The sequence below is a fragment of the Elusimicrobiota bacterium genome, assembly GCA_016788905.1.
Taxonomy (GTDB): Bacteria; Elusimicrobiota; Elusimicrobia; order FEN-1173; family FEN-1173; genus JADKHR01.
Genome location: JAEURZ010000008.1, coordinates 13,354 through 26,291 on the forward strand (window position 1 = coordinate 13,354; position 12,938 = coordinate 26,291).

Here is a 12,938-nt window from a genome sequence, read left to right on the forward strand (position 1 = left end):
GGGATCGCGGCGGTGGGTGTCTCACGCGATACGCTTGAGCGCATTAAGTCCGCGCTTGACCCCTTGTTGGTTGTCCGAGAGGCGGTGCCGAGTTTAAAGCAATCCGGTTCCCGCTGGAAAGGCAACTGTCCGTTTCACAACGAACGTACTCCGTCCTTTTATTTTCAGCCTGAGAAAGGGCTTTGGCACTGTTTCGGTGCCTGCCAAGAAGGCGGGGACATCCTTGCGTTTGTGATGAAACTGGAAGGCCTCTCGTTTGCAGAGGCGATCCGGGAGCTGGCTCATCGCACAGGGATCGCCTTGGATTGGGACAAGACCGATGACGCCTCCAGTCGGCGTGCCAAAGAGCGGGACCAGGTTTTCTCCCTCTTGGAAGAGGCGGCGGGGTTTTACAGGGATTCGTTGCGGGGCGCCGCCGATGCGGAAGTCGCTCGGCGCTATTTGGTTCAGCGCGGGATTCTTCCTGAAACGGCGGAACGGTTTCGGTTAGGGTTTGCCCCTCGTCGAGAAGGGTTTCTGGACGTGGCCCTCAAGAAAGGCGTCACCATCGAAGTGTTGCTTCGTGCGGGGCTCGCCGCGCGTTCCGATCGGACCGGGCGGTATCAGGACCCGTTGAGTGGTCGGTTGATCTTTCCCATTCAAGATCCCTATGGGCAGGTGGTTGCCTTTGGGGGCCGAGTGTTGGAGGATGACGCCGGGCCGAAATATCTCAATTCTCCGGAAACGATGGTTTATACGAAAGGTCGCCATCTTTACGGGCTCTATCCGGGCCGTGGGGATTTAAGGGCGCGAGCGCAAGCCATTATTGTCGAAGGGTACATGGACGTCATCGGGCTTCATCAGGCGGGGGCGACCACCGCGGTGGCTCCCCTTGGAACGGCGCTGACTTCCGAGCAGGCTCGGCTCATTCGTCGGTATGCGCAGGAAGCCGTTCTTTTGTTTGATCCGGATCCGGCAGGACAAAACGCGAGTTGGCGGAGTGCCGCGGTTTTTTTGAAAGAAGACGTTTTTGTGCGCGTGGCGCAGGTTCCGGGAGAGCAGGATCCTGACGAATTTGTGCGCGATCAGGGGCCGGCGGCTTTGGATCTATTGGTGGGCAAGGCCCAGGATGTTGTGGATTTTTGGTTGGATCGGTTGGCTCCCGCGCTGGCGGGGTTCAACGATTTGCACGGTCGGTTGCGCCGAGCCGAAGAACTTATGCGTTTTATTGCGGGGGTCCCGAACGAGGTTTTACGTGAAGAATGGACCCGCCGGGCCGCGGCGCGGCTTTCTCTTGATGTGGATGCCCTTCGGCGTGAGATGGCCCGGCAGGCAGCCAAGGGGGCGGGGTCGGGTCGTTCCGTTTCTGAAGTGGCTCCTCCGTTCCGTCCACAAGGACCCCATGTGCGAACGGCGGAAGAAGAGGTTCTTCAAATTTTGGCTGGAGTCGGGGGCGGGTGGGATGGGACCAACATTCCCGAATCTTTATTTTCCGACACCCGATGTTTGACTGTTTTTCGCCACTGGCGGGAACAAATGAAATCCCGTGGGGCGGTGGATCCGGCCGCCGCGGTTGAAGTTCTTGGGGCGGCCGACGGGCCTTGGCTGACAGGGCTCCTTTTGGAAGGGAAAAGTTTTGATGATCCGAGCGAAGCCTTAGCGCGGGGGTTGAGAAGTTTGGCGGTGTCGGCCCAGAGGCGGTTGCGCGCGGGGTTGGAGCGGGAGGTCCTCGATATGTTGGAAGGTCGACGGGACCGCGACGAAAATAAAATTTTGGAATACCAAACATTGACTCGCCTCCTTCGGGCGCCTTCCCCAGGGAGTTCGGGTTCATCGGACCGGTGACATGCCCGTGGAACGACGCGAACAATTGAATCATCAAGAAGTGGTGCGAAACCTGATTGAGCACGGGAAGGAAACGGGGTTCCTGACCTACGAAGAGATAAGCCAAAAGCTTCCTGAAACGAATTTTACCACGGAAGAATTGGACACCCTTTTCGGTAAATTGGCGGAGATGGGGATCGACGTCGTGGATCGTGGCGATGATCGCCACAAATCCGACGGGCCCGAAGAAATGGGTGTCCCCGATGTCGAGTTGGATACGCAGAACTCCATCCGGATGTATCTCTCGGAAATGGGGAAGGTCCCCCTCCTCACACGTGAGCAGGAAGTGACGCTCGCTCGAAGCATTAAAGACAACGAAAAGATCCTCAAACTGGTTGTCCTTGAATCCCCCATCACCCATCGCGAAGTTCAGAACTGGGAACAGTTGCTCGAAGCCGATGAGATGACGCCCAAGGAACTGATGCCTCGCGGGCGTCGGACGGCTTCGGAACTTTCAGGAATGCGGCGTCGAGTAAAAACCGTTGTTCAATATATTATTCAAGCTGAGCTGCGTATTGATAAGTTAAAACTCAAAATGGAGAGCAAGCTCCCCGCCGACAAAGTTGATGAATTGAAAACAAAAGTGATTGAAGAGCGGCAGCAAATTGTGGAGCGCATCATCAGTCTTAACTTGAATCAGGAAAAAATTCGGCGGCTTGTGAATAAGATCAAGAGTCTTGGATCGAAAGTTCGCGAGTTTGAGGACGAAGTTCAGCGCTATGAAAAACGTTTTAAGTTGCCTTACGCTGAGCTAAAAAAGCTGTTTCAAAAGACCATCGCTAAGCAGATCCCGAGCGCTCAGTTTCACCGCCTGACCGGTTACACGACAAGCGGTATTGAAAGTTCCATGCAAAACATTGAAACGATTCAACTTCGACTTCAGCGCATGGTGAAAATGCTTCCCGTGAGCGCCCAGGAACTCCTTGCGCTGGACACACGAATTCGTCAGCTCGAAGAAGCCATTCTGAAAGACAAACTTCAACTCATCAAGGCGAATCTGCGTTTGGTGGTGTCGATTGCCAAAAAGCATGTGGGGTCGAATCTGGAACTTTCGGACCTCATTCAAGAAGGTGGGTTGGGCCTCATCAAAGCTGTTGAGAAATTCGAATGGCGGAGAGGCTTTAAATTCTCCACGTACGCCACATGGTGGATCCGTCAGAGCATCAACCGAGCCATCGCCGACCAGGCGCGAACCATTCGGATTCCGGTCCACATGAAAGAAGTTATTTCGAAGCTCACTAAAGTGAGTCGAAAATTTCGACAGGAAAATGGGCGTGATCCGACAGTGGAAGAATATGGAAAGGCGCTCCGTCTTTCTTCGGAAAAAGTTCGTCAAATCCTCAAGATTATGCAGGAGCCCATCTCCCTCACCACTCCTGTGGGGGAAGAGGAAGATTCTGTTCTGGAAGATTTCTTGGAAGACAAGGGGGACGTCTCTCCCGCGCACTCGGCCAATGACTCTCTTCGCCAGCAAGAAGTAGAGAAGGCCTTGGCGAGTCTGAGTGACCGAGAAGCTGAAATCATCAAACTTCGATTTGGAATTGGGACGGGGTATCCCCGAACACTGGAAGAACTCGGCCGGATTTTTAGTGTCACCCGTGAACGGGTTCGCCAGATTGAGGCGAAAGCTATTCGAAAGCTACGCCATCCCAGCCGGAGTCGTTTTCTTCGCGAATACGTGGAATAGCGTTCTTACTCATTTTCATGAGGCAGACCGCGGGTTCCCGTTGAGGGCCCTTAGCTCAGCGGTTAGAGCGTCCCGCTCATAACGGGGTGGTCGGTGGTTCAACTCCACCAGGGCCCATGTTTTGTCGTCGGACATTTTTCCGGAGGGGATTCGAGAGCTCTCGGGACGATTCTCAAAATGGTACAATTTTCTTCCGTCCGTCCCGTGGGCGGTTAGCTCAGCGGCAGAGCGTTCGCCTCACACGCGAAAGGTCATAGGTTCAATCCCTATACCGCCCACGGAATGGATGGACATCTTGTCTTCTCAAAGGATCTCCGTGAACGACGCGATCGTTGGATTGGTTCGTCTGCAAGAAATGGACAAAGAGTTGGACGCTCTTCGCCAGAGCGTGGATCGTGTTTCTCCTCGTCGTGCGGGCATCGCGGCGCGGCGGGAGGGAGCTGTGGCTGCGCAGGAATATTCTAAAAAAGCTTTGATCGAAACTCAGGTCACCCGAAAAAATCTCGAAATAGATATTGATTCCAAAGAGCAGGAAATCCGAAAGCATACTTCCCAGTTAAACAGCGTCAAGTCGAACGACGCTTATAAAGCCCTGATCAATGAAATTGAGGCCGCCAAAAAAACCAAGACACTTTTGGAAGACGATGTTTTGGTCCTGATGGAGAAAATCGAAACATTGCAGAAAGAGGCCAAAGCGGCGGAGGTCGAGGCACAAAAAGTTCAGGCCGAATTGGATGGCCAGCTTCGAGCACTCGATGCCGAAGAGATCGTTTTTAAAGCTCAGGTGGAAACGAAGAAAGCGGACCGTGATGTCTTTGCGGGGGCTCTTCCGGCCGAAGCGAGGGATCGTTATGAGGCCATTCAGCGGGGCCGGCCCGGTTACGTGGCTGTGGTCCCCATCAACCAAATGGTGTGTGGCGGGTGTCGAACCGGGCTGACCCCTCACCTGGTGAATCAAGTGATGAAGGGAAAAGAAATCATTACCTGTGATGGATGTTCTCGCATTCTTTATATTGTCCCTAAACCGCCTGTTCCCGTGGTTCCCCAACCCGTGGAAGAGAATTCTCTTCCCGCCTCTGCTCCTACTCCTCCCGCAGCGCAATAAATTGATGTCTTCAAATGTTTGGACGGCCTACTGTGATGGGGCCTCCAGAGGAAACCCTGGCCCGTCTTCTTACGGTGTCGTTCTCTGTGATCCCGAGGGCGCGGTTGTGGCCGAAATCGGGGAAAGGCTGGGAATCAACACCAATCAGGTCGCGGAGTATGAAGCGCTCATTCGGGCGCTGAAGGAGCTGATGATTCGGGGTGCCAAACAGGTGAGAATTTTAACCGATTCTCAATTTGTTGTTTACCAAGTGAAGGGAATCTATCGGGCCAAAGATCCTCGAATGAAGGTTTTGCTCGAAAGGGTCAAAAAAGAGGAAGGCCATTTTGAGAAGATAGATTTGGTTCATATCCCTCGGTCCAGCCACCCACACAACAAACGAGCGGATGGGTTGGCCAACGAAGCATTGGACAATACGTAACGCCGATCCCGGGCCCACCTGGGAAATTCGGGTTGAGGGTTTTGATGGAACCCCTCAAGAATGTTTCCGACTCAGGGATGGGGGCAAAGATCCGATTTTGTCGGGAACGTGATATTACCGGTGGTCGGTGGATCGCCGCAGCGAAACGTGCCGCGGAGGAAAGTCCGAGCTCCACAGGGCAGGGCGCTTCCTAACGGGAAGGCGGGGGTGGGCGTTTCCCCCGACGGAAAGTGCCACAGAAATGATACCGCCGAACGGCGCCTTCCGGCGCGCGTGGTAAGGGTGAAATCGAGAGGTAAGAGCTCCCGTTCTTCCGTCGAGAGACGGGAGAAGGCAAACCCCGCCCGGAGAAAGGCAAAAGTGAGTGACCCTCTTCTGAGGGGGACCGGCCCGGTCCCGATGCCGCAAGGCTCGTCGCTCCGGTCGCCGCTTGAGCCCGTTCGCAAGAAGGGGCCCAGAGAAATGATCCGCAAGCCGGAGCCAGGGGTTTCCCCTGTTTCTGGTGGACAGAACTCGGTGTACAGGCCGCCGCAAACGCCACACGGGGTCGCTGGTCGCTCACCGATCAGCGGCCCTTTTTAAATTTAAGAGGCGACCTTGTTGAGGGAGGTCGGCGAATCTTGTATCATGTCGTCTATGATCGTCCGTTCTACCGGCGCCTCGACCATCCTGATCGCCGACGATGACCGTTACGCCCAAAAGGCTTTGGAAGCTCTCCTTCGCGTGGAGGGCTTTCAAGTCATTGTGGCCCAAGATGGGCAGGAGGCCTTGGAGCGAATTCAGGAATCCCGGCCGGACCTGTGCATCATCGATTTCGATATGCCTCGGTTGAATGGTCTTGAAACCTGTCGACGGATTAAAGGGCATCACGACACCCGCCTCCTTCCTGTCATTATGGTGACGGGTCTCCTTCCTGAAGACGAGAAAGTTCGGGCCATTGAAGCTGGGTGTGATGATTTCCTCCCCAAACCTTACGAGCACGACGCTCTCCTCACGCGCATCCGATCTTTGCTTCGAATCAAAACGCTGACCGATGAGTTGGAGGATGCCGAAGCCATTCTCATGACGCTCGTGCGAACGATTGAAGCGAAAGACCGCTACACGCTCGGGCACGCGGACCGTGTGGGCCGTTACGCGGTGATGTTGGGACGCGCACTCGGTTGTAACGCGTTCGAGTTGGAAACGTTACGGAAGGGCGGCATGCTCCACGATATTGGGAAGTTGGGCATCCCGGACGCCATTTTGCAAAAGGCTGGGCCTTTGGATGATACGGAATGGGAAATCATGCGCAAGCATGCCCTGGTGGGCGGCGAAATTTGTAAGCGGTTGAAAAGTTTAGAGGGAATCCTTCCCATTATTTTGCATCACCACGAATGTCTGGACGGAACCGGTTACCCCAGTGGATTCAAAGCTCCTCAGATCCCCAAATTGGTTCGAATCGTCAATGTTGTCGACATCTATGACGCCCTCACGTCACGACGAAGCTATAAAGAAGCTTACTCTATTCCCAAGGCCTTCCAAACCCTCTGGGAAGAAGTGGAGCGGGGTTGGTGGGACGGTGATATTGTGAAGGTATGGGAAGAAATCGTCACGCGGGAGGGAGCGGGGTAGCCTTTTTCCCGCCGGCGTGGTTCCCCGTCCAATTCCCGCACCGCCCTTTGGGCTGGTGCTCTTTCATAACCCTCGAAATCTGTTGGCACGGAGGGCTCTTCAGGACCTCCGTCGATGGTTGACGGCGCGAGGAAATAGAGTTCTTCCTCTTCGTCAAGTGGAACGCGCGGGTGCGGTTGTGGCGTTGGGGGGGGATGGGACTCTTCTGTCCGCGGCTCGGGTTGCGGCCCCGGTGGGCGTCCCTGTGCTTGGGGTCAACCTCGGACGCCTTGGTTTTCTCACCGCTTCGGATATTCAACGGGTCCGACCTCTCCTTAACAAGTTGTTCGCGGGTCAGCTCGTTTCCACAAATCGGATGATGTTGGAAGCCCACCTTCCCCGTGGGATGGTGAACCCGGTCGTGAACGATTGTGTCATCCAAGGGGCGACCGCGGGGCGGGTGGTGCGCCTATCGGTTCAGGTGGATGGGGTGTCCCTGGGAACGTATGTCGGCGACGGGTTGATTGTGGCGACGCCGACAGGGTCCACGGCCTATTCCATGGCGGCGGGAGGCCCGATCGCTTGTCCCGAAATGGATTTGATTTTACTGACACCTATTAGTCCGCACAGTTTAAGCCAACGGCCGGTTCTCGTCCCAGCTGGGAGCACCGTGGAGGTGCGATTGGAACCTCGTCACCCAACAGAAAAGATGGTGGTGTCTGTCGATGGGAAAGACCCTTTCCCTCTCTCCAAGGGTGAGCGTGTCGTTCTTCGTCAGATGAAAGCCCGACTCCATATCCTTTCAGAAAAAGGGCGTCCGTTTTTTGGGGTGTTGCGAAAGAAGTTGTTGTGGGGAGATCGGTAATGCTTTTGGAAGTGTCGGTAAAAAACTTTTCGTTGTTGGAGGATCTTCGTTTGGAATTTGGACCGGGGCTCTTGGTCCTTACGGGAGAAACCGGGGCTGGAAAAAGTCTGTTGTTGGACGCGTTGGGTCTTGTTCTCGGTCGGCGAGCCGCGGCGGGACAGGTTCGGCGCGGTGCGGAACGATTGGTGATCTCCGCCCGGTTTCGGGGTCGAGGGGGACGACTCAAGAATATTTTGAATGAACTGGGGTTGGTCGATGGGCAAGAGGAAGATCTTTTGCTTCGGCGGGAGGTCGACGCCGCGGGGAAATCTCGTTCCTTTGTGAACGACCGGCCCGTTAATCTATCAACTTTGGTTCGGATCGGTGAATTGTTGGTTTTTTCCCACGGGCAAAGCGAGCAGCAGCTGCTTCTCCGGCCGGCTGAACAACGAGGTCTCTTGGACTCCTTCGGGGGGCTGGAAGGCGTTGGTCGCGAGGTGACGGCCGCCTTCGCCGAATGGCAAGAGCGGGTGGCGGAAAGGGATGCCCTAGCTCTTTCGGATCAGGAACGGGCCCAGCGGTTGGATCTTTATCGTTTCCAAAAAGGCGAATTGGACGCGGCCAACGTTCGTGTGGAAGAAGACGTCGAACTTGAAACGCTTTTGCCTCAACTCAAAAACGGCGGACGACTGCGTTCTGTTGCTGAAGAGGTGAATGGTTTCCTGCAGGTCCAGGAATCGTCCGCAATCGATTTGGTTCGAAAAGTTTCTCGCGGAGTGGGAACGTTGCGGGGGTTGGGGGCCCCTCTGGGGGAGGTGAGTGACCTCTTGGAAGGGGCCCAGGTCAACTTGGACGAGGCTGCCCAGCGTCTGGGTTCTTACGCGGCAGGAATTGAGGCGGACCCCGCTCGTTTGGAGGAGGTTCTTTCTCGGATGGACGCCCTGGGAAAACTGAAGAGGAAATATGGGCCGACCCTCGTGGAGGTGGTTGCCTACCGCCTTCGGGTTACGGAGGAACTGGACCGTTTGGAAAATGTCGAGGGAAAACGCCAAGATATTTCCCGGCGATTGGCGGCGGCAGAGGAACATTTGGCTCAGCGATCGGCGGTTTTATCGGAAGGACGGCGTAAGGCGGCGAAGAAAATGTCGGGAGCGGTGCAAAAAGAGCTGAAAGACGTTGGCCTTCCCCACTCGACTTTTCAAGTGGAAGTTGAAACTCAGGCGGATCGACTGACGTCGTGGGGAGCGGATCAGGTCCGGTTTCTGTTTAGCGCGAACCCTGGTGAAGGGCAAAGTCTTCTGGCGGAAACAGCGAGTGGGGGGGAACTGTCCCGTGTCATGTTGGCGATCGAGAGCGTTCTGGTTCGGGCGGACGACGTTCCTGTCTTGATTTTTGACGAGATCGATACGGGAGTGGGGGGGACGGTGGGGAGTGTCTTGGGAAAAAAATTGGCGGCCTTAGGGCAAGGAAGGCAAGTTCTCTGTGTGACGCATCTGGCCACGATCGCGGCGTGTGCCGACATTCATTGGAACGTCGAAAAGGAAATTAAGGGGGACCGGACCCGTGCTGTGGTTCGGATGTTGAGCGACGAAGAGCGTCCCGCGGAGATCGCCCGTTTGTTTGGCTCCGCGTCTGGGGCTCGCGCCGAAATAGGGCTTCGTCACGCCCGGGAGTTGTTGGCCTCGTCTCGGTCTCCAGACCCGTTATTGGTCAAACACGGAAAACAGGGATCAACAGATATTTAAATTTTTATTTCATGGGTTTACGTGCAGGGTCGGGTCTGTTGTCACTTGGGGTTTGAACCAGGAACATCCCCCATCAAATTTTGTGGAGGAATTATGGACAAACGATTTCTAAAAGAAGAAGGGACGGCCCCTTTCACGGGGAATGAATTGCTTTTAAAAGGTGCCTTGGAAGGAGGGGCCGCTCTTATCACAGGGTATCCTGGATCGCCTGTGTCGGAGGTGTTCGACGCAATTTCTCGTGTATCGGATTTGTTGGTGGAAAAGGGAATCGTCGCCCAGATGGCGAACAACGAAGGATTGGCGGCCGCGCGGTTGAACGGGGCGCGCCTGGCGGATTTGCGCGGTGTGGCGATCATGAAATCAGTGGGAATGCATGTGGCGGCCGATGCGTTGGCTATAGGGAACTTGTCCGAGCCTCAAAAACCGGGCGGTGGCGCTGTTGTGATCGTTGGCGACGATCCGTGGAATGAAACCACTCAAATCAACTCGGATTCGCGGTTTTTGAGTCTGCATCTCCATATGCCTGTCCTGGAGCCGGCAACGTTCCAAGAATTGAAGGATTGGATTCGGGACGCTTTTGAGTTGTCCGGATTGGCCGACCTTTATCTTACCTATGTGGTGACAACGAATCAGGCCGATGGGGGGGCCTCTGTTCGATGCCGTCCCAACCTCTATCCCGCCATCAACCACCACCAAAAAACAACCCTTTCTTCCTCGCAGATGCCGGTGGAACGTATGGTCATGATCCCTCCCCACACGTCCATGCGCGAGGCCACCCTTCCGGCGCGATTTGAACGTTTCTTGAATTCCGTTCGCTCTCGTTCCCTCAATCGAGTCGAAGGTCCGACCGGTCGTTCCCCGCTGGGGTTCACCTCTTCGGGTCTGTCCTATTGTTACTTGATCCAGGCGTTGCGAGATCTGGGATTGGAAAACCAAATCCCCGTTCTTAAATGGGGTGTTTCCTATCCGTTGGATGATGCCCTTTTGATCCCGTTTGCGGAACGGGTGGACCATCTTGTCGTAATCGAAGAAAAAAGAGAATTTCTGGAAACTCAAATCATCCGGACCCTTCAGCGGGCCCACCAGGGAGGAGGACTTCCTCGCCCGCCCTCTATTTGGGGAAAACGATTCCCCAACGAAAAAGAAGGGATTCCCTCTTCCCGGGGATTAAATTCGTCCCTGTTGGTGGAACGATTGGCCCCCCTCATCGAGTCGTTAGCTCCGTCGCTTTTCCGGCCAGTCCACCAGCGGGTCGAGGCGGTGGTGGGTCGGGTGAAGGCCGCGGGTGAACGAAACGTGACGATCCCTATTCGTACCCCCACGTTTTGTCCGGGGTGCCCTCACCGGGATTCCTCAACGGTGACCAAAGCCATTAAGAAAGATTTTTTAGATCCCGCGTACATGAAATCCAAACACAAAAGTTCCCCCACGGACGTGATTTTTCATGGAGAGTCAGGGTGCCATTCCATGCTCCAGTTTGAGCCCAATATAGGGCTCATGCAAGACTATTCAGGGATGGGGTTGGGCGGCGGGACGGGGTCTGGCATTGCCCCCTTCATTAAGAACAAGCAGGTGGTGTTTTTAGGGGATTCCACCTTTTTTCATTCGGGAATGGTGGCGGTTTCGGACTCCATTAAGAATCATCAGGACATTACCTACATCATCTTGGAAAATAAAACGACCGCCATGACAGGCCATCAGCCCACTCCCGGAACAGGACAAGACGTCATGGACCAAAAGACTTTTGCCCAAGACATTGAACAGCTGATCCGTGGTATGGCGCGGGACGTTGTCCCTCTTTACCGTGTTAACCCGGGCTACCGCGACTCCTACCGGACGCTTCTGGAAGAGGTTATCCTTAAAGACGGGGTTAAGGTTGTCATTGCGGATAAGGAATGTGGGATCACCTATCAGCGTCGTGTTCGTCTGGAAAAAAAACGAGTGCTTCGGGATCAAGGGTATCTTCCGGAAGAGCATTTCATTAACATCACGCCGGAGGTGTGCGAGTATTGCCTGGAATGTACCAACGCCACGGGGTGTCCTGGATTGGCAATTGAAGAAACTTTGCACGGCCCGAAAATCATTACCGACAAATCGCTGTGTGTGGCCGATGGCGCTTGCGCCAAAGGAAAGGTTTGTCCTTCCTTTGAAGAAGTGGTTGTCCGTCGACAGAGGCCTCCGGCCTCGCGTCCAGGCGAAACAGAACCTCCGTTGCCCCTTAAACCAGTGTCTCGTGTTCAGGACTCGTGGTTCTGTTATACCGCGGGCGTTGGGGGAATGGGGTCAGGGGTCACCACAGGTATTTTGGTTCAGGCGGGACTTCTGGAAGGGTATCACGTTCTCTTTGCCGACAAGAAAGGTTTGGCCATCCGCAACGGAGGGGTCTATGGCCATGTGATTTATTCCAAAACCGATAAAATTTCCTCCCCGCTTGTTCCCTACGGTCGAGCGGACTTGTTGATCGGGATTGATTTATTAGAGGCGGTACGGGGGTTGGACCCGCGCGTGAACCTCCGGGTGGCCTCTCCCGACCGAACGGCGGCTGTGGTCAACACCCACAAAATGCCAACGGTGAAGACCCTTTTGGGGAAAGACGATTTTTCTGTGGCGGGACTGGAATCCACCTTGAAAGAAGCCACAAAAGATTATCTCGGGTTCGATTTCTCAGCAATTTCGGAATCCTATTTTGGGAATCGTCTTTACGCCAACGTCCTTTTATTGGGCGCGGCTTTTGAACGGGGCCACTTACCGGTGTCCGTAGAAAATTTAAGGAAGGCGATCTCCGTCATGGTACCTTCCCAGGATCGTGAGGAGAATCTCCGGGCGTTTGAAGTCGGTCGTCAGGCGGTCGCCTGGCCGGATCGGTTTCGGGTCTTCTCCCCCCGTCTCCCGGGTTTTACGGAAGTTATAGAAGACCGTGCTAAACTTCTTTTCCGGTCTCACCTCTTTGCGGGTGCGGGGTGGTCCCGAGCTTATCAACGAATGATGGAGGAAGCTCTGCGGTGGATGGATTTGCCGGAACCGGCCCGGGCGCGGTTGGCCCAATATGTTTATGATCTGTTTCAATGGGGTGGTCCGGATTACGCCCGTCGTTACGTTACCCGTCTGTGGGGAGTGTATCGGAAAGACCAAAAAGATCGAGGTTTCCAAGCCACGCTGTCTGTGATGGGAAACCTCCACCGGGTGATGGCCATCAAAGACGAGGTCTATGTGGCGCATCTGTTGACGGGGGAAGAAAAATACCGTCGGGACAAAGCCCGCTATCGTGTGGACGAAGAACGTGGCGATCGATTGGAATATGTTCATTTAAACCGGCCCAACTTTACGGTTTTGGGACGGAATATTCAGTTTGATTGGCGCTCGCGGCAGTGGCAACTGAAAGTCATGAAACACCTTCGCTTCCTCCGGCGCGTTTTGCCGGGATGGCACGCTGATGAACGGTCTTTCCGTTCGTGGTATGAGTCGCTCACGGATGATTTCACTCTTTTCTCGGATGATGAAGTTTATGGTTTGTATGTGGAGCTTTTATCCCTTCCAGGGGAGGTTCGCGGCTACCGGGAAATTCGTGCCCCAAAAATGGAGGCGGCGCGTGAACGGGCAAAAATCCTTCTTAGGCGAATTCAGGAAAAGACCCCTAACGCTTCCCCAGTTCCCATGACTCACGGATGAAGGAAGTCCCTCTC

The 12,938-nt window shown here is 54.9% G+C and carries 8 protein-coding genes, 2 tRNA genes and 1 other RNA gene; all 11 read left to right on the forward strand.

Annotated elements, in window-relative coordinates; genetic code table 11:
* The first annotated feature begins 12 nt into the window (after nt 1-12).
* The 11 genes from JNK54_04725 to JNK54_04775 all read left to right on the forward strand — a co-directional run bounded on the left by JNK54_04725 (nt 13) and on the right by JNK54_04775 (nt 12,924).
* Nucleotides 13-1,824 (forward strand): DNA primase, encoded by a 1,812-nt coding sequence (locus JNK54_04725; protein MBL8023573.1) that lies wholly within the window; start codon nt 13-15, stop codon nt 1,822-1,824.
* 7 nt (nt 1,825-1,831) lie between these two features.
* A complete protein-coding gene (locus JNK54_04730; protein ID MBL8023574.1) occupies nt 1,832-3,550 on the forward strand; it encodes a sigma-70 family RNA polymerase sigma factor in 1,719 nt (572 codons plus the stop codon).
* 44 nt (nt 3,551-3,594) lie between these two features.
* Nucleotides 3,595-3,667 (forward strand) — tRNA-Ile (locus tag JNK54_04735).
* A gap of 89 nt (nt 3,668-3,756) precedes the next feature.
* A tRNA-Val gene (locus tag JNK54_04740) sits at nt 3,757-3,828 on the forward strand.
* Nucleotides 3,829-3,836: 8 nt separating this feature from the next.
* Nucleotides 3,837-4,655 (forward strand): hypothetical protein, encoded by an 819-nt coding sequence (locus tag JNK54_04745; GenBank protein ID MBL8023575.1) that lies wholly within the window; start codon nt 3,837-3,839, stop codon nt 4,653-4,655.
* A 4-nt stretch (nt 4,656-4,659) separates the two neighbouring features.
* On the forward strand, nt 4,660-5,076 hold the full coding sequence (locus tag JNK54_04750; GenBank protein MBL8023576.1) for a ribonuclease HI family protein: 417 nt from the start codon (nt 4,660-4,662) through the stop codon (nt 5,074-5,076).
* A gap of 116 nt (nt 5,077-5,192) precedes the next feature.
* Nucleotides 5,193-5,613, forward strand: an RNA gene (gene rnpB, locus JNK54_04755) — RNase P RNA component class A.
* A 99-nt stretch (nt 5,614-5,712) separates the two neighbouring features.
* Nucleotides 5,713-6,687, forward strand: a complete 975-nt coding sequence (locus tag JNK54_04760; protein ID MBL8023577.1) for a response regulator — start codon at nt 5,713-5,715, stop codon at nt 6,685-6,687.
* Nucleotides 6,688-6,703: 16 nt separating this feature from the next.
* Entirely contained in the window at nt 6,704-7,531 is an 828-nt protein-coding gene (locus JNK54_04765; GenBank protein MBL8023578.1) for an NAD(+)/NADH kinase, read from the forward strand.
* Entirely contained in the window at nt 7,531-9,255 is a 1,725-nt protein-coding gene (recN, locus tag JNK54_04770) for a DNA repair protein RecN (protein ID MBL8023579.1), read from the forward strand. Before JNK54_04765 ends, recN begins: the two co-directional genes overlap by 1 nt.
* Before the next feature lie 93 nt (nt 9,256-9,348).
* Entirely contained in the window at nt 9,349-12,924 is a 3,576-nt protein-coding gene (locus tag JNK54_04775) for a 2-oxoacid:acceptor oxidoreductase family protein (protein MBL8023580.1), read from the forward strand.
* Nucleotides 12,925-12,938 lie beyond the last annotated feature (14 nt).